The following is a 22,394-nucleotide window of genomic DNA, read 5'->3' on the forward strand; positions in this document are numbered from 1 at the left end:
GGCGTATTACATCGATCCTTGAGGTGTGCTGCGTCGCACGCAAAGGGCAAGGAGAAGTGATGAGGATTAGTCGGCTCGCGGCGATCGCCGGGGTGACCGTGCTCGTACTGGGAATCGCGTCGTGCTCGTCCACCGGCGGGAAGCCGCGGGAGAGCGAAGGCGGGATGGGCGGCGGGACCGTCGACACGCCGCGCGCGACGATCGCGATGATCACCCACGAAGTGCCGGGTGACTCGTTCTGGGATCTGATCCGCAAGGGCGCAGAGACCGCGGCGAAGAAGGACAACATCGAGCTGCGCTATTCGAACGACCCTGAAGCGCCCAACCAGGCCAACCTCGTACAGACCGCGATCGACAGCGGCGTCGATGGCATTGCGCTCACGCTTGCCAAGCCCGATGCGATGCGGGCCGCTGTCGCGGCCGCAGAGGCCAAGGGCATCCCCGTCGTCGCCTTCAACGCCGGCGGTGACGCATGGCAGCAGATGGGCGTCAAGGAGTTCTTCGGGCAGGACGAGTTCATCGCTGGCCAGGCCGCCGGGGACCGGCTCAAGCAGGACGGCGCGAAGAAGGCGCTCTGCGTCATTCAGGAACAAGGGCACGTCGGCCTCGAAGACCGCTGTGCCGGTGTGAAGAGCAATTTCCCCGCGACCGAGAACCTCAACGTCAACGGCAAGGACATGCCGTCGGTCGAGTCGACGATCACCGCGAAGCTGCAACAGGACCCGAGCGTCGATTACGTGGTGACGCTGGGGGCTCCGTTCGCGTTGACCGCTGTGCAATCGGCGAAGAACGCGGGCAGCAACGCCAGGATCGGCACCTTCGACACCAACGCCGCCCTCGTCGGCGCGATCCAGGACGGCAGCGTGCAATGGGCCGTCGACCAGCAGCCGTTCCTGCAGGGCTACCTGTCGATCGACTCGCTGTGGCTGTACCTGAACAACGGCAACGTGATCGGGGGCGGCAAGGAGACTCTGACCGGTCCGGCGTTCATCGACAAGACGAACGTCGACGCCGTGGCCGAGTATGCGAAGGGTGGAACGCGCTGATGAGTACGAGTACCGAAGTCGACCTCGGCCAACGCAAGGTCGTTCACGACGAACGCGTCAAAGAGCGAAACCGCATACAGCGAATGCTGATTCGCCCCGAGATGGGTGCGCTGATCGGCGCGGTCGTCATCTTCATCTTCTTCTTCATCATGGCGCCGCCGTTCAGGTCGGCCGAATCGCTGGCGACAGTGCTCTACGGCAGCTCGACCATCGGAATCATGGCGTGCGCAGTCGCCCTGCTGATGATCGGCGGTGAGTTCGACCTGTCGGCCGGCGTCGCGGTCACCACAGGTTCCCTGGCGGCGTCCATGCTGGCCTGGAACTTTCATCTGAACCTCTGGGCCGGAGCGGGTTTGGCGCTCATCCTGTCGCTCGCCGTCGGATTCTTCAACGGGTACATGGTGATGAGAACCAAGATTCCGAGCTTCTTGATCACGCTCGGGACCCTGTTGATGTTGACCGGTGCGAACATCGCCGTTACCAAATGGGTTTCCGGGGCCGTCGCCACGCCCAGCGTGAGCGATATGCAGGGCTGGGAGTCCGCCCGCGCCGTGTTCGCGTCGACGCTGACGATCTTCGGGGTGCCTGTGCGGATCACGGTCCTGTGGTGGCTGCTGTTCACCTTGATCGCGACCTACGTGCTGTTCAAGACCAAGATCGGTAACTGGATCTTCGCCGTCGGCGGCGACGCGGAAAGTGCGCGTGCGGTCGGCGTGCCCGTCACCGCGGTGAAGATCGGGCTTTTCATGTTCGTCGGGTTCGCGGCCTGGTTTTCCGGCATGCATCTTCTGTTCTCGTACAACACTGTTCAGTCTGGCCAGGGCGTGGGGCAGGAGTTCATCTACATCATTGCCGCCGTCATCGGCGGGTGTCTGCTGACGGGCGGATACGGCACGGCCATCGGCGCCGCGATCGGCGCGTTCATCTTCGGCATGGTGCAGCAGGGCATCGTTTATGCGGGCTGGGAACCGGACTGGTTCAAGTTCTTCATGGGCGTGATGCTGCTGTTCGCGGTCATCGCCAACAACGCATTCCGCAACTACGCCGCAAAGAGGTGACCCATGACCGCAACTGTTGATCATCATGTCGAAGAAGCTCCGTCCGGAGGCAAGGTTCCGCTGGTCGAGCTGAAGAACGTCGGCAAGATGTATGGCAACATCACTGCGCTGAAGGACATCTCGCTGCGTGTGCACGCCGGTGAGGTGACGGGGATTCTCGGCGACAACGGCGCGGGCAAGTCGACGCTGATCAAGATCATCGCCGGGTATCATCCGCCGAGCGAGGGCGAATTGCTCGTCGACGGTGAGCCCGCCCGCCTCGCATCACCGAAAGACGCACTGGGCAAGGGGATCGCGACGGTCTATCAGAATCTGGCTGTCGTGCCGCTGATGCCGGTGTGGCGCAACTTCTTCCTCGGCCAAGAGCTTCGGAAGAAGTCCTTTCCGTTTTCGTTGGACTCGAACGCGATGCGTGCCACCACGTTGTCCGAACTTGCGAAGATGGGCATCGAACTGCCCGACGTCGACGTGCCGATCGGCTCGCTCTCCGGTGGTCAGCGGCAATGCGTGGCGATCGCGCGGGCCGTGTTCTTCGGCGCGCGAGTGCTGATCCTCGATGAGCCGACCGCCGCCCTCGGCGTCAAGCAGTCGGGGGTGGTGCTGAAGTACATCACCGCGGCCAAAGAGGCCGGTTTCGGCGTGGTGTTCATCACACATAATCCGCACCACGCGCACATGGTGGGTGACCACTTCGTGCTGCTCAACCGCGGTCGCCAGAAGCTGGACTGCACATACGACGACATCACGCTCGAGCACCTCACACAGGAGATGGCCGGCGGTGACGAGCTCGAGGCGTTGTCGCACGAACTGCGCGGTAAAGGCGCATAACCGCGCTCAGCAGAGCCCCGCGGCCGAGGTCGCGGGGCGCTGCTCGGATTACAGTTCGGTCGCTGTTCACCTGGAAGGCAGTGCGCCGCGAATGACGGCTGCGGACCCAGACGGCACAATGGATTCGTGCACATCGAACCCGATCCGAAACGGCACGCGCCGGTTTGGCGCGACCCGCTGTCTGCGGGGTGGCGTGCGCACCGGGGCTTGCTGATGCTCCGGTTGCGCTGGCATGCGCGCCGCGACGCGCCTGCCCAGCCGCAGCAGCCTTCGAACTAGGTTTCCAACCCCAACAGCCGTACCGTCTCGGCCCGCATTTCGACCTTGCGGACCTTGCCGGTCACCGTCATCGGGAAATCGTCGACGACGCGTACATAGCGCGGAATCTTGTAGTGCGCGAGCTTTCCGGATGCGAACGCCCGCACGGCGTCGGCGTCCAGTGGTGTGCGGCCGGCCCGCATCCTGATCCAGGCGCAGATCTCTTCGCCGTACTTCTCGTCGGGAACGCCGATCACCTGCGCGTCGTCGATGTCGGGGTGGGTGTGCAGAAACTCCTCGACCTCGCGCGGATAGACGTTTTCGCCGCCGCGGATCACCATGTCCTTGATGCGACCGATGATCATGCAGTACCCGTCGTCCCGCATCACCGCCAGATCACCGGTGTGCATCCAGCCGTCGACGTCGACGGCCTCACGCGTGCGGTCGTCGTCGTTCCAATAGCCCAGCATCACCGAATAGCCCCTGGTGCAAAACTCGCCCGGCTGACCACGTTTCACGGTGTGGCCGGTCTCGGGGTCGACGATCCTGATCTCCACGTGCGGATGCGCCCGCCCCACCGTGGAGGTGCGGCGGTCCAGGTCGTCGTCGATCAACGTCTGGCAGGACACCGGCGACGTTTCCGTCATGCCGTAGGCGATCGCCAGCTCGGACATGTTCAGCTCGTTGACGCACCGCTTCATCAGCTCCATCGGGCAGGTCGCCCCGGCCATGATCCCGGTCCGCAGCGACGAAAGGTCACGCTCGCCGAGATCGGGGTGGCCGAGCATCGCGATGAACATCGTCGGTACGCCGTAAAGGGCTGTGCAGCGTTCCTTTTCGATCGCCTCCAACGTCGCGGCCGGGTCGAATCCTGCTGCGGGAATGACCATCGTGGCGCCGTGGGTGGTGCACCCGAGATTGCCCATCACCATGCCGAAGCAGTGATAGAAGGGCACCGGTATGCAGAGCCGTTCGCCGGGGCCGAGGTTGATCAGCTCGGTGACGAAGAACCCGTTGTTGAGGATATTGCGGTGTGACAGGGTGGCGCCCTTGGGTGAACCCGTTGTCCCCGAGGTGTATTGGATGTTGATCGGGTCGCTGGGCTGCAGGCTGTCCATTCGCGTCCGCAAGTCGGCCGCCGACACCTGACCGGCGCGGGCCCGCAGGGCGTCCCAGTCGCTGGTGTCCAGGAAGACGACCCCGGTCACGTCGGGTGTTTCCGGCAGCACCTCGGCGACCATGCTGAGGTAGTCGGAGGTCTTGAACGCGCTCGCTGACACCAAGAGTCGCGTTCCTGACTGACGGAGCACATAGGCCAGCTCGTGGGTCCGGTAGGCGGGGTTGACGGCGACCAGGATGGCGCCGATTTTGGCGGTCGCGTACTGGAGGATGGTCCATTCCGGGCAGTTGGGCGCCCAGATACCGACGCGATCACCGCGCTCGATACCGCTGGCGATCAACGCCCGCGCGACCACGTCGATTTCGGCGTTCAGTTCGGCATAGGTCCAGCGGCGGCCGCCGGCGACGTCGACCAGAGCCTCCGCGTCGGGATACGCCGCGGCGGTGCGCTCGAAGTTCGCCCCGATCGTCTCATCAAGCAGGGGAGTGTCGGTCGGTCCCAGGGCATACGCCTGGGTATCGGACGCGGCGGCACCGTGTTCCTCGCGCAGCCGGGTCTTCAGCACTTTGCCGCTTGCATTGCGCGGCAACGCGTCGACGATCGCGACGCGCCGCGGGCGCTTGTAGGGCGCGAGGTGCTGCCGGCAGTGCGCTTCGATGTCGTCGTCGGTCGGGGGATCGGCAGCGTCGCGCGGGACGATCACGGCCACAGGCGTCTCGCCCCACTTCACATCGGGTACCCCGATGATCGCCACCTCGGCGACCTTGGGACAGGTGGCCAGCACGTTCTCAACCTCGGCGCAGTAGATGTTCTCCCCACCGGAGATGATCATGTCCTTCTTGCGGTCGACCACATAGATGTAGCCATCGGAGTCTTGGCGGACCAGGTCGCCGGAGTGAAACCATCCGCCGCGGAACGCTTCTGCCGTCTCGTCGGCCTTGTTCCAGTACTCCTTCATGACCAGTGGGCCCAGGTAGACGATCTCGCCGACCTCGCCGTGGGCGACATCATTCATCTGGTCGTCCACGATCCGCGTCTCCACGTTGAGCATCGGCGTGCCCACCGACCCGATCTTGCGCAGCGCATCCTCGCCACGGAGCAGACAGGTGATGGGGCTGCACTCGGTCTGACCGAACGCCGCGATGATCTCGGCGTGCGGGAACGCGTCGATCATGGTTCGCAGCAGCGTCGTCGACGCGGGTGCGGCGCCCCACCACACGCGGCACAAGCGGGACAGATCCCGGGAACCGAGATCGGGCATCGCGCAAACGATCTGCCACTGAGCCGGCGTCATCCAGCACGAGGTGACGCGTTCCTCGACGATCGTGGCGACGATCGCGGCGGGGTCGAACCCACCCGAGGGCGGTATGACCGCGCTGCCGCCGTTGAGAAACATCGGCAGCATCCCGGATACGCCGGCCGTATGAAACAGCGGCGCCACCGCCATCCAACAGTCGTCGTCATCGCGGTTTCCCAGGGTGGCGATCGAACTGAAGGCGTGCAGATACAGGTTGCGGTGGGTGAGCACAGCGCCCTTGGGGAAGCCCGTCGTGCCCGACGTGTACATGATGAACGCGGGCGCCTCGTCTTCGACCGTGAGCTCAGTGACAGCACTGTCCGCGGCGGCAATGATGTCGTCCATATCGCCGCCGATCGTGATCACGGTGTCCACCGACGGAGCCTTGGCACACGCTTCTTCCACCGTCGGCGCGAGCGCGACGTCCGCCAACACGGCGGCCGCACCGCTGTCCGCGAGCACGTACGCGATCTCGTCGGCCACCATCCGGAAGTTCACCGGAACCGCGATGGCGCCGAGACGCAATACGGCAAGCCAGGACTCGACGAGCTCGATGCTGTTGTATCCGAGGACGGCCACCCGATCGCCGTGGCCGATTCCGCGGGCGGACAGCGCGTTGGCCAGCCGTGTCACGCGGTCGTCCAGCTCTGAAAAGGTGCACCGTCGTCGCGGATCGACGAACGCGACCTTGTCCGGCCGGACACAGGCATGCCTGCGCAGGACATCGCTGAGCGTGATGCCGGTGCAGGGGGATACGAGCGTGGTCATCATTGCTCCTTTGCGAGTGTGGAATCAAAGGCCCGCGCGGTCGGCGAGCAGCCGGCGATGATGTGTGCTTCCACCGAACAGCGCCTGGGTCGTCTTGGCGCGTCGGAAGTACAGGTGCAGGTCGTGCTCCCAGGTGAATGCGATACCGCCGTGCACCTGGATGGCGGAACCGGCGCACAGCGCGAAGGTGTCGGCGGCCTGCGCCTTCACCAGCGGGCCGACGATCCGCAGTTCCGCCTCGTCCGCTGCGCTCATTGCGGCGTACATCACGGCGGTGCGCGTCGCATCGATCTCGATCATCATTTCGGCACAGGCGTGCTTCACCGCCTGAAAGGAGCCGATTGGGCGGTCGAATTGTTTTCGGGTGCAGGCGTATTCGACCGCCATCGCGAGACAGGCCTCGGCGCCGCCGAGCATCTCCGCGGCGAGTAGCACCCGTGCGATGTCCACCACCCGTTCGATATCCTCGGGTGACCCCGCGGACAGCGCTTCGGAGGGGGCTTGTGCCAGCTCCAGCCTGGCGACGGGTCGGGTGACGTCGAAGGACGGCAGGTTCACGAGAGTCACGCCCGGCGCATCGGCCGCCACCACGTGCAGGGCGACTACACCGTCGGCCACCGCGGGCACGATGAACAGGTCCGCGACCGAACCGTGCAGGACCGGCCCGCATACGCCGGTGAGGACGGTGCCCCCCTTCCGGTCGGCGCGCACCCGTGCCGTCGCGGGGTCGGTGTCGCCATGGGCTGCCACCGCGAGTGCGCCGACCTGGTCTCCGCAGAGCATTCCCTTCAGCAACCTGCGACGCTGCTCCTCGTCGCCGGCGCGGAACACCGCTTCGATCGCAAAGGTCGTGGCCGCCAACGGAACCGGCGTCAGGGCCCGGCCGAGCTCGGAGAACGCGATCGCCGATTCGATCAGGGTGCCACCCGCACCGCCGTAGTCGAGCGGAACGTGTAGCCCCGGCAGCTCCAGCTCGTTACACACGCGCTTCCAGAGCTGCGGGTCATGGCCCGCAGCGGCGCGGACCATGACCGGCGGTGCGGCGTCACGGAGAAAACCGTTCAGTGATGCGCGAAAGTCGTCTTGTTCTGTGCTGTAACGAAAGTCCATGTCACCGGTTCCCGCCTGCGGCCGCATGAGGCCGTGGTTCTTTGGGTAGTCCGAGGAGCTGCTCACCGATCACATTGCGCTGGATCTGAGAACTGCCGGCGTAGATGGTGGCGGCGCGCGCGTAGAGCAGTTCGTCCATCCAGCAGGCCGCCGAGTTGGGTGTGCCCGCCTCTGGAACTATCAGCGCCGCACCGTTGCCCGGACCTTCCGGCCCGAGCGTCTCGACGCCGAGGATCTCGGCGGCCAGCTCGGTGTGCCGCCTGAAGTACTCGCTCCAGATGACCTTGCTGATCGCGGCGTCGCGGCCGGGACGCCGGCCGCCCAGCAGCTGCGTCAGACCGCGGTAGCCCTGGTAACGCATGATCTGGACCCGCGAATAGCACCACGCCAGACCGTCGCGGATATGCGGGTCGGTGTGCAACCCACGCGCTCTGGCGAGGTCGTTCAAGCGCTCGAGGTCCCTCCCGAAGTCGATGGCCGCGGTGGTGATCTGCGCGCCGCGTTCGAAGCCGAGAAGGGTCATCGCGGTCGGCCACCCGCGGCCGATCCCGCCGACCACGTTGGCTGCCGGGGTTCGTGCGTCGGTCAGGAAGACCTCGCTGAACGAGGCATGCCCGGCCGCATTGACGATCGGGCGCGTGTCGACGCCCGGCTGGTCCATCGGCACCAGCAGCAGTGAAAGTCCCTTGTGCTTCGGCGCATCCGGATCTGTGCGCGCCAGAACGAAAATCCAGTTCGCGCATGCGCCTGCGGATGTCCAGATCTTCTGTCCGTTGACCACCCACTCGTCGCCGTCGAGCACGGCCCTCGTCCGCACGGACGCCAGGTCGGAGCCCGCCTCGGGCTCGGAGAAACCCTGACACCAACGGTCCTCGCCGGACAGGATGCGCGGCAGAAAGTGCCTCTTCTGCTCCTCGGAACCAAGGGCGATCAGCGTGTTGCCGATCAGCTCGATTCCGAACCGGTCGTTCTCCGGAGGTTCGGGTGCGCCGGCGCGGGCGAACTCCTCAGCGAGCACGACCTGTTCGATGACGGACAGGCCGGCTCCGCCATATTCCCTCGGCCAGGACACGGCGACCAGTCCGCAATCCGCGAGGATCTGGCGCCAACGATGTGCGAAAGTCTCCCGCTCTTCCGGCGGCAGCGCACCGCCGCCTGGCCAGCTCTGCGGAAGATTCTCGGCGAGGAACGTGCGGATCCGGTCCCGGAACGCCTCGGCTTGTTGCGGGTACTCGACGTCCATCGATCAGGGCCGACGCTTGGCCGCGGGCAGGATCTCGGGTGCGATGCGCCAGTCCTCGAGTCCGTAGTCGACCGTCCCGTAGGACAACTCGCCGCCGGTCACCTCGCTCCAGTGCGCGTGATTGAGCTGGTGGATCTTGAAGCAGGCGTCGAGCGCCGTCGAAAAGCCCATCGCGTCGACGGTCTGGTTCACCGATTCCTTGATCAGGAGGGCCGCGAGCGTCGGCAACTTGGCGATGCGGCGGGCGAACTCGAGGGTGCGCTCGGCCAGCTCGTCGTTGGGGAACACCTTGCTCACCATGCCGATGGTGTGGGCTTCGTCGGCGTCCAGTGAGTCGCCGGTGAGCAGCAGTTCCTTCGCCTTGCGGGGCCCGAACTCCCACGGGTGGCCGAAGTACTCGACCCCGCACATGCCGAGCCGGGTGCCGACGACGTCGGCGAAAACAGTGTCCTCACCGGCGACGATGAGGTCACAGCACCACGCCAGCATCAGTCCGGCCGACAGGACCATGCCGTGGACCTCGGCGACAGTGATCTTGCGCAGATTGCGCCAGCGCTTGGTGTTCTCGAAGAAGTAGTGCCACTCCTGGCGGTTGCGTGACTCGACTCCGCCGTACGTTCCGCCGTTGCACTGGTAGGAGGGGTGCTGGTCGGGGCCTGGGGAGCGTTCCCGGACATCGTCGGTGGAGCCCAGGTCGTGACCGGCGGAGAACGACGTCCCCTCGGCCCGCAGCAGCACCACCCGCACCTCGTCGTTCGATTCGGCCAGCTCGAATGCGCAGCCCAGCTCGACGAGCATTCCGCGGTTCTGCGCGTTGCGCTGCTTGGGCCGATCGAGGGTGATGACGGCGATCTGCCCCCCGTCGATGACCTCGTATCCGATGTAGTCGAAATCCGACACGGATCACTCCCTTCTTTCGGTGCATCAGGCCGCGCGGCCGCTCGATCGCGGTGACCAGGCGTTTGGGTGCTTGACGTTGGCGAGATTACGCGGCGCGACCGCAATATGTCCATAGCCAATACGCGCTATAGAAAACTTCAGAGACGTAAATCACGATGCAAACTGATGCTTGCGCTCAATGATGTATCTTGCTAGTACTGTGTTGTACATCGCAGTCGGCGGTACCGAAGCATCCCAGAAGGGTTGAAGATGGAGATCGGAATTTTCCTCATGCCGGCACACCCGCCGGAACGAAGCCTGTTCGACGCCACCCAATGGGATCTCGACATCATCGAGCTCGCCGACCAGCTGGGTTACGTCGAGGCGTGGGTGGGTGAGCACTTCACCGTGCCTTGGGAGCCGATCTGTGCGCCGGACCTGCTGCTGGCGCAGGCGCTACAGCGCACGAAGAGGATCAAGCTCGCGCCGGGTGCGCACCTGTTGCCGTACCACCACCCCGTGGAATTGGCGCATCGCGTCGCATACTTCGACCATCTCGCGCAGGGCAGGTTCATGCTCGGCGTGGGCGCCAGCGGTATCCCAGGGGACTGGGCCCTGTTCGACGTGGACGGCCACAACGGTGAGCATCGCGAGATGACGCGTGAGGCGCTCGAGATCATGCTGCGAATCTGGACCGAGGACGGACCGTGGGAGCACCGCGGAAAGTACTGGAACGCCAACGGGATTGCGCCGATGTACGACGGTCTGATGCGCCGCCACATCAAGCCGTTCCAGTCGCCGCACCCGCCGATCGGCGTCACCGGCTTCAGCGCCGGATCGGAAACCCTCAAACTCGCGGGCGAACGCGGCTACATACCGATGAGCCTCGATCTGAACACCGATTACGTGGCCACGCACTGGGATGCCGTGCTCGAAGGGGCGGCCCGCAGCGGGCGTACTCCCGATCGCCGTGATTGGCGACTGGTGCGCGAGGTCATCGTGGCGGAGACGGACGAGAAGGCGTTCCGCTACGCCGTCGACGGCATGCTCGGCCGCAACATGCGCGAGTACGTGCTGCCGACCTTCAAGACGATGGGCATGACGAAGTTCTACAAGCACGACCCCGCGGTGCCCGATGCCGATGTCACGCCGGAATACCTGGCCGAGAACACATTTGTGGTGGGTTCGGTCGAGACCGTCGTCGACAAACTGGAGGCCACCTACGACCAGGTCGGCGGCTTCGGTCACCTGCTCGTCCTCGGGTTCGACTACAGCGAGGACCCAGGACCGTGGAAGGACTCGATGCGGCTACTCGCGGAGGAAGTCATGCCACGGCTGAACGCGCGCATCGCGAAAAAGCCGGCGGGCGCGGTCGTCTGACGTCGAGCACGGGTAGGAAAGGGCACTGGCGTGGAAGCTCATCAGATCACGGTCCGATTTTCGGACGGCACGCAGAAGACGATGCCGGGACGGCCGGACCAGTCGATTCTCGATGTGGCGGAAGAGCACGGCGTCTCGATCGTCAACGAGTGCCAGAGCGGCATCTGCGGAACGTGCGTCGCCACGTGCGCCTCAGGTGACTATCAGATGGGGCGCACCGAAGGCCTGTCGGACGTCGAGCGCTCAGCCCGAAAGGTCTTGACGTGCCAGACGTTCGCCGATACCGATTGCGTCATCGATCTGCAGTACCCGGCCGATGACAACGCGGCGCGACTGGTCACCGGAGAGGGTGTGGTGACCAGCGTGCAGCGATTGTCGGGCACCACCGCGATTCTGCGGATCGATGTCTCAGGCATCGACGACTCGATCACGTTCAAGGCGGGCCAATTCGCGCAGCTGCAGGTGCCGGGAACCGATGCGTGGCGAAATTACTCCTTCGCGCATCCCGACGACGGCCGCACCGAGCTGGAGTTCATCATCCGGTTGCTGCCTGACGGCGTGATGTCGAACTATGTGCGCGACCGCGCCAAACCGGGTGACCGAATCGCGTTGCGGTGCAGTAAGGGCGGCTTCTATCTGCGGCCGATCGTGCGGCCCGTCATCCTCGTTGCCGGCGGCACCGGGCTGTCGGCGATCCTGGCAATGGCTCAGAGCCTCGACAGTGACATCGGGCAACCGGTGCACCTGCTGTACGGCGTGACCGCCGCCGAGGACCTGTGCAAGCAAGACGAACTCGACGAACTCACGCGACGCATCCCCGGCCTTCAGCTGCACACCATCGTGTCCCGATCCGACGCCGGCTGGGACGGTCCCGTCGGGCTGGTCACCGATCTGCTTGACGAATCCATGCTGAGCGATGATGGTCGGGCTGGCGACGCCGACGTCTACCTATGCGGCCCTGCACCGATGGTCGAGGCGACGCGAAACTGGCTAGACAACAAAGGTATTCATCGTATCGGTCTGTATTACGAGAAGTTCGTGGCGAGTGGGGCCGCGCGTAGGCGTACCCCGGCGCGCCTGGACTACGCCGAGCTCGACCTGACGCAGGTGCGACGTGACGGTCGCGGCACCGCCGTTGTCATCGGCGGTAGCATCGCCGGTATCGCGGCGGCCAAGGTGCTGACCGAGACGTTCGACCGGGTGATCGTGCTGGAGAAGGACGGCCGTCACTCCCGCCGCGAGGGCCGGCCTGGCGCGGCCCAAGGCTGGCACCTCCATCATCTGCTCACCGCGGGACAGATCGAGCTGGAACGGATTTTTCCGGGCATCGTCGATGACATGGTGGCCGAGGGTGCATTCAAGGTCGACATGGCCGACCAATACCGCATCCGACTCGGTGGCACCTGGAAGAAGCCCGGCACCAGTGACATTCAGATCGTGTGCGCCGGGCGCCCGCTGCTCGAATGGTGTGTGCGGCGTCGGCTCGATGACGAACCCCGCATCGAGTTCCGTTACGAGGCCGAGGTCGGTGACCTCGTCTACGATCGCGACGCCAATTGCGTCATCGGTGTCGCGGTGGACCGTGACGGCGTACTGGATGTGGTGCCTGCCGAGTTCGTTGTCGACGCATCCGGGAAGAACACGCGCATACCCGAGTTCCTGGAACACATGGGGATCGGCGCCCCTGAGGTCGAGCAGGACATCATCAACTGCTTCTACTCCACCATGCACCACCACGTCCCGCCGGAACGGCAGTGGGACGACAAGGTGATGGTGATCTGCTACGCGTACCGGCCTTACGAGGACACCTACGCCGCGCAGTACTACACGGACAGCTCACGCACCATTTTGTCCACGTCTCTTGTCGCCTACAACTGTTACTCGCCACCACGTACCGCACGCGAGTTCCGCGAGTTCGCCGACCTGATGCCCTCACCGGTCGTGGGTGAGAACATCGACGGGCTGGAGCCCGCGTCGCCGATCTACAACTTCCGCTACCCCAACATGCTGCGGCTGCGGTACGAGAAGATGCGCAACCTCCCGCGTGCCCTGCTGGTGGTCGGCGATGCCTACACCAGCGCCGACCCCGTGTCGGGGCTGGGAATGAGCCTGGCGCTCAAGGAAGTCCGCGAGATGCAGCTGTTGCTCGCCAAATACGGCGCGGGACATCACGACCTGCCGCGCCGCTACTACCGCAAGATCAGCAAGATGGCTGATACGGCCTGGTTCGTGATCCGCGAGCAGAACCTGCGCTTCGACTGGATCAAAGGCGTGCGTGACAAACGCCCGTTCTATTTCGGTGCGCTCACCTGGTACATGGACCGCGTCCTCGAGCTGGTTCACGACGACCTGGATACCTATCGTGAGTTCCTCGCGGTCGTTCACCTGGTCAAGCCGCCCGCGGCCCTGATGATGCCGAAGGTCGCAGGCCGTGTGCTCGGCAAATGGGCGCGCACGAGATTGTCCGGTCAGCAGACGCTGATCGCCCGCAACTACTCCGACCGGACCGTGCCCGTCGCCGATCGGCTGGACCGTCCCGAGGAAATCGCCGTCGGGTAGGCAGTAACGCCCACACACTGAACGTCAACAAGGAGAGGCGACTCGCATGCCGCAGATTCATCGGATGCTCGACTGCCGGGGCACCAGGATCCACGCCGTGGAAGAGGGTGAGGGTCCGTTGGTGGTGCTGGTCCACGGATTTCCGGAGTCGTGGTACTCGTGGCGCCATCAGATTCCCGCGCTCGCGGCTGCCGGGTACCGCGTGGTGGCGATCGATCAGCGAGGCTACGGCCAATCGTCGAAGTTCCGCGTGCAGTCCGCTTACCGCATCAAAGAACTCGTCGGCGACATCCTCGGCGTGATCGATGCGTACGGCGAGAAGCAGGCGATCGTGGTCGGACACGACTGGGGCGCCCCGGTCGCGTGGACGTTCGCCTGGCTGCACCCAGACAGATGTGCCGGAGTTGCCGGGCTCAGTTGCCCCTTCGCCGGACGTGGTGTTATTGCCCTGCCGGGCAGTCCTTTCGGAGAGCAACGCCCGAACGACTATCACCTCGAGATCGCCGGGCCGGGCAGGGTGTGGTACCAGGATTACTTCTCAGCGCAGGACGGCATCATCGCGGAGATCGAAGAGGACCTGCGCACCTGGCTTCTCGGACTCACCTACACGGTGTCCGGCGATGCCGTGAGCGCCGCCACCCGTGCTGCCGAGGCGGAAGGGATCGATCTGGCGGCCATGGATCCGCTCGACGTGATCCGCGCCGGCCCGTTGTGCATGCCCGAGGGGGCGCGCCTCAAGGACGCCTTCGTGTATCCGGAGAAGATGCCGGACTGGTTCACCGATGAGGATCTCGATTTCTACACAGGCGAATTCGAGCATTCCGGCTTCGGCGGGCCGCTGAGCTTCTATCACAACATCGACAACGACTGGCACGACCTGGCCGAGCAGGCCGGCAAGCCACTCACCCCGCCCGCTGTCTTCATCGGTGGGCAGTACGACGTCGGCACCACATGGGGAGCCGAAGCGACCGAACGGGCCGAGGAAATGATGCCGAACTACTGCGGCACCCACATGGTGGCCGAGGTCGGACACTGGATTCAGCAGGAAGAGCCCAAGGAGATCAACCGGCTGCTGCTCGACTTCGTGCACGGGCTGCGTTAAGGGCAAGGCACGGAAAAAAAAGACATGCATCCCGTCCACTCACGCCAACTCGACGACGCGACATTGCGTCGCGTCTTCGGGTGTTTCCCGTCCGGGGTGATCGCCGTCTGCGCGAGCATCGACGGTGAACCGGTCGGCATGGCGGCCAGCTCGTTCACCACGGTTTCGGTGGCCCCGCCGCTGGTGTCGATTTGCGTGCAGAACACCTCGACCACATGGCCGAGGTTGCGCGGGCGCGAGAGGCTTGGGGTCAGTGTGCTGGCCGAGCACCACAGTGACGCCTGCCTTTCGCTGTCACGCAAGGTCGGGGACCGGTTCGCCGGGGTGCGGTGGACGGAACTGTCCAAGGGGGTGGTGTTCGTCCACGGGGCCACGGCGTGGCTGGACTGCCGCCTGCACTCCGAGCTCCCCGCGGGCGACCACACCATCGCGCTGCTGGAAATCTGCGAACTCAGCGCCGATCCGGACACCCCACCACTTGTTTTTCACGGCAGCCGGTTTCGTCGGCTCGCCGTCGCGGCAACAGCGGGGGAGCGCGGATGAGAACCGCAGATGTACGGGTGAGGCGCGCGATCGCGGCCGTGGGTGCGGGCCGTCCCGTCGTGGTGACAGACGATGCCGCGCAGGGCTTCCTGGTCTTCGCCGCCGAGAGCGCGACCTCCACACTGCTCGCCTTCACCGTCAGGCACACCTCCGGCTACGTCCGAGTTGCATTGCCGGGCACCGAGTGCGATCGGCTCGACCTGCCGCCGGTATGCAACGGCGACCGCCTCGGCGCCACGCAACGTGTCGCGGTCGATTGGTTCGGGGTTGGCACCGGCATCTCGGCGACCGACCGCGCCGCGACCATCGTGGCCCTCGCCGCGCAGGCGTCGTCGCCCTCGGATTTCCGGCGTCCCGGCCACGTCGTGCCCGTCCTGGCCGATGCGGACGGCGTGTTGGCACAACCGGGAGTGGCGGAGGCGGCCGTGGACCTCGCCCGGCTTGCGGGCCGGCGACCCGCCGGTGTCCTCTGCGAGATCGTCTCGGGCGAGCGCATCGGGGCGATCGCCGACGAGGCCGAGTCGATCGAGTTCGCCGAGCGGCACGGGCTCGGCGTGATCTCGATCCCCGATCTCGCACAGTTCCGGCGGCGCACCGAACCGCAGGTCGTCCGGTCGGCCGAAACCCTGCTGCCCCTGGTTGCAGGGACGTCGCGCGCCATCGGTTTTCGTGACACCCACGGCGGCGGCGAACATCTCGTGGCGATCATCGGCACCGCAGATTCGGATCGCCCGATGCCGCTGCACGTGCACGTCGAATGTCTGACCGGAGACGTGTTCGGGTCGTTGGGTTGTCGCTGCGGCGAGGATCTCCATCGCGCGGTGACGACGATGACTGCTCGGGGCAGCGGCATGATCGTGTACCTGCGCGCACCGGGCCCGGTGGGCGCGTGCGGCCTGTCGACCCGCGGCGCGTTGGGTTCGGAGCGGGTTTCGCAGATCGTGGCATGGATACTGCGCGATCTGGGCGTGCATTCGGTCCGGCTGTCCGATGATGCTCCGGGGTTCGGCCTGGTGATGTTCGGGGCGATCCGCGAACACGGTTTGGTCGCCGGGCAGCGCAGGGTTCTTGCGGTCGCGGGGTGAGAATCGTTATGGCTCAAACACACTCACGAGGAGTCACATGACGCATCCGGACCTTGCGGGCAAGGCCGCCATTGTCACCGGCGCGGGCGCCGGCATCGGTCTCGCGATCGCAGCGCGCCTCGCCGACGAGGGCTGTCACGTGCTGTGCGCGGATATCGACGGCGCTGCCGCCGACGCGGCGGCGATGAAAATCGGCTGCGGCGCGGTCGGTTTCCGGGCCGATGTCAGCGACGAGGAACAGGTGATCGGGATGGTCGAGGCCTGTACCACCGAGTTCGGCGGAGTCGACAAACTCGTCGCGAACGCCGGAGTCGTCCATTTCGCGCCGCTGACCGAAACGACCGTCGAGGACTTCGACCGGGTCATCAGGATCAACCTGCGCGGCGCGTGGTTGTGCACCAAACATGCCGCACCGAAGATGATCGAGCGCGGTGGCGGAGCGATCGTCAACATGTCGTCGCTGGCTGGTCAGGTCGCGGCGGCCGGGTCGGCGGCGTACGGCATGTCCAAGGCGGGGATCATCCATCTCAGCCGCGTGACCGCCGCCGAATTACGTTCGGCCAACGTGCGTTCCAATGCAGTGTTGCCCGCGTTCGTCGACACACCGATGCAGCAGACCGCGATGGCGACGTTCGACGAGGTGCTGGGCGTTGGGGGCGCGGACAACATGATCGCCCGACTGCAGGGCCGCATGGCCGGCCCCGAGGAGATCGCCGGAGTCGTCGCCTTCCTGCTGTCCGACGACGCGTCGATGGTGAACGGGACAGCTCAGATCGCGGACGGCGGAACCATTTCCGCGCTCTGGTGACCGCGGCTGGTCAGGATCGACAACACGATCGCGGTGATTTCCTCCGCCACGCCCGAATACCGGGTCAGGTGCCACGTGCGCACGGTGTCGTCGATGAAGCTGATGGCCGCGGCGACGAGGAGTCGAGCCTGCGCAGCCGTGGTTTCGGGCACCAGTCTGCAGATGAGGTCGATCCATACCGCTTCGCGGTCGGCCTGGTTGCGCGTGTATGTCTCGCTGACTTCGTCCGAAGCGTGGGAAAGTTCGGTGATCGACACCGCCACCAGGTCGGGATCGTCGAGGCTGATGCGGACCCGTCCGGCGACCAGCGTGCGCAGGCAGTCCGCCGTGTCTTTGTCGCTGCGCAATGCGCGAATGGTTTCCAGGCTCCACCAGTCGTCCAGACGCCGGATGAGGGCGTCGAGGATGGCCTGCTTGGACGAGAACGTGCGATACAAGCCCGGACCCGCAATGCCGGCGCCCTTGCCGATCTCACTCGTGCTGACGGCCGGATAGCCCTGAGCGCGGAAGAGACGCGCACCGGTTTCCAGCAGGGTTTCGTGCCGGGAGAACAATGCGCGCCCGTCATCGGGCGTCGGGTCGAGAGGTTTCAGCGCGCTGACGACAGGAGTCCGCGCAGCCGCCATGCAGGCCCGGTTCAGCAGTTCGGACAGCTCATCGCCCGGCAGGCTCAGGTTGTGTCTACCCAGGCTGGTGATGGTGCTGGACACCGCCCAGGCGCGCAGTTCGAGATGCTGCGGGCTGAGCTCGGTCACCTCGAGCCGCACACTGTCGCGAATGCCTGCCACGATGGCGTTGATGCGATGGCGCACCTCGGACCGCTCGACATCGTCGAGGTAGCGGGCCTCGCGCTGCCACAGCACCGTCAAGGACCGCGATGCGACGGCGGCCGCCGTCAGGTCGGGCAGTTCGACGCTCAACGGCCGCGGTGCCGACGCTGTCTCGCCGTCGGAGAGCTGCCGGGCGCTCTGGTACTGCTCCTGGCCGGTGCGGATAGCGGCAGCGAGCAGGGCCTGCTTGTTGTCGTAGTGCCGATAGACCGCGCGGGCGGTGACACCCGCCGCCTCGGCGATGTCCTCCAGCTTGACCGAGTGAAAGCCACGTTCGATGAACAGCCGAACGGCCTGCTCCAGGATCTGCTGCTTCCGATCCTTGGGCCTGCGCTTGACGGTTGAAACCGCGGTCTCCACCGCCCGCCGCCCCCCTTCTTGCTTTCTCGAACCACCAAATCCTGCCAGACGCCCCTGCTTTGCGGCGGAGGTGACCTGCGGCAGAGGGGTGGACGAGTCGCTGACCATGTCGGTTGCCGCGGACCTACAGCTTGAATCCGCTCTGGCGCTCGAAGTCGGCAAGGTCGAAATAGTCGGTGAAGCGGGTGATTTCGCCGTTCTTGACGACGAAAACACCGGTGACGGGTAACTCGACCTTGCGGCCGTCGTTCATGGTGAAGTAGTCGATCCGTTCGGCAAGCACCAGGCCGGGTTCGGCCGCCAGCGTCACGACGTCGAGCTTGGCGTACGAGAACGCGTCGAGGAAGGCGCGGAAGATCGCCCGGATACCGTCGATGCCCTCGATCGGCTTCACCGGCGTGTTGTGGTAAACGGCGTCGGCGGCGAAAGCACCACAGATCGTTTCAAGATCACGGCCCTCCCAGGAGCCCAGGAAGTCGCGGACAAGCTTCTCGCTGGCCTCTTTGGTATCGGTCATCAGTTGCCTCCTCGGGTATCACTGCGCGAGGTCGCCCCCACGCCCACCATCTCCAGTGTGACATACAGAACAGTACTATCAAGATACATCTATGAGTACAAGTCGCAGTTGTAATCGTTTTTTGTCTACATAACGATCTCTAATCGGCGTATTGACTATGGACATAAACGACGTCGGCCGCGTACCCTCTCCGTTGTCACCGCCCAACTTCGACCTGTCGGGATGGCCAACATGAGCAGCTCCACTCGTCGCCGCGGCGCCGAACCCATGCGGGTCGCGCGGGTGCTGCCAGTCGTTGCCGCAGTGGCCGCGCGGGCACCACAGCAAACTTCGCTGACCGTCGTCTACAGCCGCTCATGCCTCGTAAGGGAGAGACTTATACCTCTTTTTGGAAGCAGCAATCGGGCCGCAGGGGTCGATAGCGTTCCGTCTATGCCCTCCATCGATGGCGATTTCCCGCAAACGCACAGGGCACCGGCGGTCGGAGCCTCGGCCGGTTGTTTGCCGGAGCGCCGCCTCCCGGCAGCCGCTCGGTTGGGCCCAGCATGGTGATCTCCGCGCAAGCGGCGACCAGGCCCGTGCGTGCGGTCGGCGGGTTCTTGGCCATGTCGCTGGACACCTTGGTGTTGATGTTCAAGCCGCCGTTCGCGTGGCGCGAGTATTTGGCTCAGTGCTGGTTCGTGGCAAGGGTTTCGACGCTGCCCGCGATACTGATGACGATTCCGTGGGCAGTGATTTCAGGGTTTCTTTTCAACGTCTTGCTGGCCGATATCGGTGCGGCGGATTTTTCCGGTACCGGCGCTGCGATCTTCACGGTGTCTCAGAGCGGTCCGATCGTGACGGTGTTGGTGGTGGCGGGTGCGGGTGCCACGGCGATGTGCGCCGATCTGGGCGCGCGAACGATTCGCGAGGAACTCGATGCGCTGCGGGTGATGGGTATCAACCCGATTCAGGCGCTGGTCGTCCCTCGCGTGCTGGCGGCCACGACCGTGTCGCTGGCGCTGAGCTCGGTGGTGATCATGACGGGCCTGGTCGGGGCATTCGTTTGCTCGGTGTACCTCATGGACGTTTCGGCGGGCGCCTGGGTGGCGGGGTTGACCACGCTGACCCATATGGCCGACGTCGTCATCTCGATGGTCAAGGCGACCCTGTTCGGGTTGATGGCGGGCTTGATCGCTTGCTACCAAGGTATTTCGGTGGATGGTGGTTCCGCCGGTGTCGGCAGGGCGGTGAACGAAACGGTGGTGTTCGCCTTCCTTGTGTTGTTCTTGATCAACATCATCGTCACCGCTGTCGGCGTCCCCTTCATGGTGTCTTGAGGTGCAGCCGTGACGTCGAGTGTTCCGAGCGGACTTCATCCCCGCTTACTGCGGGCGAGGAATGCAGTGGTGGCCGGGTGGGACCAGATTGGTTCGCAGACAAGGTTTTACGCCACCACGTTGGCTGGCATTCCGGATGCCGTCGTCAACTACCGCGGCGAGCTGTTGCGAGTGATCGCACAGATGGGATTGGGTAGCGGGGCGCTCGCGGTGATCGGCGGGACGGTGGTCATCGTGGCGTTCTTGACGATGACGACGGGTGCGATCGTCGCGGTGCAGGGATACAACCAATTGGCGTCGGTGGGTGTGGAGGCGCTCACGGGCTTCGCATCGGCGTTTTTCAATACCCGCGAGATTCAGCCGGGCACGGTGATGGTGGCGTTGGCCGCCACCGTCGGCGCCGGCAGTACCGCTCAGCTCGGGGCGATGCGAATCAACGAGGAGATCGACGCGCTCGAGGCCATCGGTATCCGCAGTGTGAGCTACTTGGCCTCCACCCGGGTGGTGGCCGGAGTGATTGTGGCGATCCCGTTGTTTTGCATCGGACTGATGACGGCTTTCTGGGCCGCTCGTCTCGGCACCACCGCTGTGTACGGCCAGGGGTCAGGTGTCTACGACCATTACTTCTATACCTATCTGAGTCCATCCGACGTCTTGTGGTCGTTGGCCGAGGTGGCCGCGGTCGCGTTGATGATCATGCTGCTGTGTACCTATTACGGCTACACCGCGCGCGGTGGGCCCGCAGGCGTAGGTGAGGCCGTGGGCCGGGCGGTGCGTGCCTCGATGGTCGTCGCATCGGTCCTGATCGTGATCATGACGCTGGCCATCTACGGCCAGTCCGGCGACTTCCATTTGGCCGGATAGTGGCATGAAGCGCAGGGCTGGTACATACCGCATCGCCACTGGGTGGTGGACGCTGATCTTGTTGACGGCAATCGTCCTGTTCCTTTCCGCGGCGGCGGCATCGTTCGGGGAAACGTTCAGATCGTATGTGCCCGTGACGCTTTCATCGGATCGAGCAGGTTTGGTGATGGAGACCAACGCAGATGTCATGATGCGTGGTGTCCAAGTCGGCAGGGTCAGCCAGATCGGCGGCGGGGGTGATCGAGCCAGCTTGAGGCTGGAGATCGACCCCCACCAGATCCGCTACATCCCGGCCAACGTGGACGCTCAGATCAGTGCCACAACCGCGTTCGGCACCAAGTTCGTCGAGCTGGTGTATCCGCCGGATCCGAGCCCCAAACGGCTGGCCGCGGGCGCCGTGCTGCAATCCAAGAACGTCAGCACAGAGATCAACACGGTCTTCGAGAACGTCGTTGAGCTGCTCAAGATGATCGACCCGCTGAAGCTGAACGCCGTGCTGACCGCAGTCGCCGATGGCGTGCGCGGACAGGGCCAGCGGATGGGTCAGGCCACCACGGACCTCAATGAGGTCCTGCTGGCATTGAACGCGCGCGCCGAAACCATGCGAGAGAACTGGCGCTCGCTGGGGAACGTCGCCGACACGTATGACGCGGCAGCCGACGACATCGTGTCCATCCTGGACGCCGTCAGTACCACCAGCACAACGATCACCGACCAGGCGAGCGCACTAGATGGCTTGCTGTTGAACGTCATCGGTTTGTCGACGGCAGGCACGAACCTGCTTGCCACGAGCAAGGACGATCTCGTCGAGGCGGTCAACACCCTCGAACCGACGACGAACCTGCTGCTGCAGCACAGCCCCGTGTACGAGTGCTTTCTGAAGGGAGCCACGTGGTATCTCGACAACGGCGGCTATGCGGCGTGGGGCGGCGATGGCCGCACCCTTCAGCTCGACGTCGCCTTGTTGCTGGGAAACGATCCCTACGCCTACCCGAACAATCTGCCGATAGTGGCCGCCAAGGGCGGGCCCGGCGGTGCGCCGGGGTGCGGCTCGCTTCCGGATGCGACCAAGAACTTCCCGGTGCGCCAGCTGATCACCAACACCGGCTGGGGCACCGGCCTGGACATTCGGCCCAACCCCGGTATCGGACATCCGTGCTGGGCGAACTACTTCCCGACGACCCGTGCCGTGCCGGAGCCGCCGAGCATTCGTCAGTGCCTTCCGGGCCCGGCGATCGGGCCGGTTCCATACCCGGGGGCGCCACCATACGGTGCGCCGCTCTACGGGCCGGGCGGGGTGCCGCTATGGCCGGGGGTCCCCCCGGCGGCCCCGGCGCCGCTCGACGACAACGGGCAGGGCCCCCCGTGATCGCGCTGGTCATCATCACCGCCGACGATCCGCACAAGGAGGAGAGCCTCC

Annotated in this window: 18 protein-coding genes; 12 read left to right on the forward strand and 6 right to left on the reverse strand. The window is 65.1% G+C overall.

Annotated elements, in window-relative coordinates:
- The first annotated feature begins 59 nt into the window (after window positions 1-59).
- From BST47_RS08835 to BST47_RS08845, 3 genes are read left to right on the forward strand one after another with little or no spacing between them, the layout of a single operon-like run.
- The gene (locus BST47_RS08835; RefSeq protein ID WP_083125167.1) at window positions 60-1,046 is read left to right on the forward strand and encodes a substrate-binding domain-containing protein; all 987 of its coding nucleotides are present in this window, start codon (window positions 60-62) and stop codon (window positions 1,044-1,046) included.
- A complete protein-coding gene (locus BST47_RS08840) occupies window positions 1,046-2,104 on the forward strand; it encodes an ABC transporter permease (RefSeq protein ID WP_083125168.1) in 1,059 nt (352 codons plus the stop codon). The genes BST47_RS08835 and BST47_RS08840 overlap by 1 nt, the downstream gene beginning before the upstream one ends.
- Window positions 2,105-2,107: 3 nt before the next feature.
- A complete protein-coding gene (locus BST47_RS08845; RefSeq protein WP_083125169.1) occupies window positions 2,108-2,932 on the forward strand; it encodes an ATP-binding cassette domain-containing protein in 825 nt (274 codons plus the stop codon).
- 275 nt (window positions 2,933-3,207) lie between these two features.
- Here the strand turns inward: BST47_RS08845 and BST47_RS31590 are convergent, their stop codons facing one another.
- Genes BST47_RS31590 through BST47_RS08865 form a run of 4 tightly spaced genes read right to left on the reverse strand, consistent with a single transcriptional unit; the run spans window position 3,208 to window position 9,628 of the window.
- Entirely contained in the window at window positions 3,208-6,378 is a 3,171-nt protein-coding gene (locus BST47_RS31590; protein ID WP_420094024.1) for a long-chain-fatty-acid--CoA ligase, read from the reverse strand.
- Window positions 6,379-6,399: 21 nt separating this feature from the next.
- Window positions 6,400-7,485: an acyl-CoA dehydrogenase family protein gene (locus BST47_RS08855; RefSeq protein WP_083125505.1), complete on the reverse strand. Its 1,086-nt coding sequence runs from the start codon at window positions 7,483-7,485 to the stop codon at window positions 6,400-6,402.
- Window position 7,486: 1 nt separating this feature from the next.
- Complete coding sequence (locus BST47_RS08860) at window positions 7,487-8,728, reverse strand: acyl-CoA dehydrogenase (RefSeq protein WP_083125170.1); 1,242 nt, start codon at window positions 8,726-8,728, stop codon at window positions 7,487-7,489.
- Window positions 8,729-8,731: 3 nt separating this feature from the next.
- Window positions 8,732-9,628 (reverse strand): enoyl-CoA hydratase, encoded by an 897-nt coding sequence (locus BST47_RS08865; RefSeq protein WP_083125171.1) that lies wholly within the window; start codon window positions 9,626-9,628, stop codon window positions 8,732-8,734.
- 249 nt (window positions 9,629-9,877) lie between these two features.
- Between BST47_RS08865 and BST47_RS08870 the strand changes: the two genes are divergently transcribed.
- Genes BST47_RS08870 through BST47_RS08895 form a run of 6 tightly spaced genes read left to right on the forward strand, consistent with a single transcriptional unit; the run spans window position 9,878 to window position 17,084 of the window.
- Window positions 9,878-10,987, forward strand: coding sequence for an LLM class flavin-dependent oxidoreductase (locus BST47_RS08870; RefSeq protein ID WP_083125172.1), 1,110 nt, complete (start codon window positions 9,878-9,880; stop codon window positions 10,985-10,987).
- A gap of 30 nt (window positions 10,988-11,017) precedes the next feature.
- On the forward strand, window positions 11,018-13,546 hold the full coding sequence (locus BST47_RS08875; protein WP_083125173.1) for an FAD-binding oxidoreductase: 2,529 nt from the start codon (window positions 11,018-11,020) through the stop codon (window positions 13,544-13,546).
- A gap of 46 nt (window positions 13,547-13,592) precedes the next feature.
- Window positions 13,593-14,648: an alpha/beta fold hydrolase gene (locus BST47_RS08880; RefSeq protein ID WP_083125174.1), complete on the forward strand. Its 1,056-nt coding sequence runs from the start codon at window positions 13,593-13,595 to the stop codon at window positions 14,646-14,648.
- A gap of 24 nt (window positions 14,649-14,672) precedes the next feature.
- Window positions 14,673-15,191: a flavin reductase family protein gene (locus BST47_RS08885; protein ID WP_083125175.1), complete on the forward strand. Its 519-nt coding sequence runs from the start codon at window positions 14,673-14,675 to the stop codon at window positions 15,189-15,191.
- Window positions 15,188-16,276, forward strand: coding sequence for a 3,4-dihydroxy-2-butanone-4-phosphate synthase (locus BST47_RS08890; RefSeq protein ID WP_083125176.1), 1,089 nt, complete (start codon window positions 15,188-15,190; stop codon window positions 16,274-16,276). The genes BST47_RS08885 and BST47_RS08890 overlap by 4 nt, the downstream gene beginning before the upstream one ends.
- A 37-nt stretch (window positions 16,277-16,313) precedes the next feature.
- Window positions 16,314-17,084 carry an SDR family oxidoreductase gene (locus tag BST47_RS08895; protein ID WP_083125177.1) on the forward strand — a complete coding sequence of 257 codons (771 nt, stop codon included), beginning with the start codon at window positions 16,314-16,316 and terminating at the stop codon, window positions 17,082-17,084.
- On the opposite strand, the gene BST47_RS08900 is transcribed toward BST47_RS08895, so the two are convergent.
- Entirely contained in the window at window positions 17,045-18,274 is a 1,230-nt protein-coding gene (locus BST47_RS08900; protein WP_083125178.1) for a TetR/AcrR family transcriptional regulator, read from the reverse strand. The two genes, BST47_RS08895 and BST47_RS08900, sit on opposite strands and share 40 nt — an antisense overlap.
- Before the next feature lie 124 nt (window positions 18,275-18,398).
- Window positions 18,399-18,791, reverse strand: a complete 393-nt coding sequence (locus tag BST47_RS08905; RefSeq protein ID WP_083125179.1) for a limonene-1,2-epoxide hydrolase family protein — start codon at window positions 18,789-18,791, stop codon at window positions 18,399-18,401.
- Between the two features lie 545 nt (window positions 18,792-19,336).
- On the opposite strand from BST47_RS08905, the gene BST47_RS08910 reads away from it, so the two are divergent.
- The 3 genes from BST47_RS08910 to BST47_RS08920 are packed head-to-tail and all read left to right on the forward strand — an operon-like array spanning window position 19,337 to window position 22,343.
- The gene (locus tag BST47_RS08910; protein ID WP_083125180.1) at window positions 19,337-20,110 is read left to right on the forward strand and encodes an MlaE family ABC transporter permease; all 774 of its coding nucleotides are present in this window, start codon (window positions 19,337-19,339) and stop codon (window positions 20,108-20,110) included.
- 48 nt (window positions 20,111-20,158) lie between these two features.
- Entirely contained in the window at window positions 20,159-20,974 is an 816-nt protein-coding gene (locus tag BST47_RS08915) for an ABC transporter permease (protein WP_083125506.1), read from the forward strand.
- Window positions 20,975-20,978: 4 nt separating this feature from the next.
- Window positions 20,979-22,343, forward strand: a complete 1,365-nt coding sequence (locus BST47_RS08920; protein ID WP_083125181.1) for an MCE family protein — start codon at window positions 20,979-20,981, stop codon at window positions 22,341-22,343.
- Window positions 22,344-22,394 lie beyond the last annotated feature (51 nt).

Source organism: Mycolicibacterium tusciae (assembly GCF_002086795.1).
In the GTDB taxonomy this organism is placed as follows: domain Bacteria; phylum Actinomycetota; class Actinomycetes; order Mycobacteriales; family Mycobacteriaceae; genus Mycobacterium; species Mycobacterium tusciae.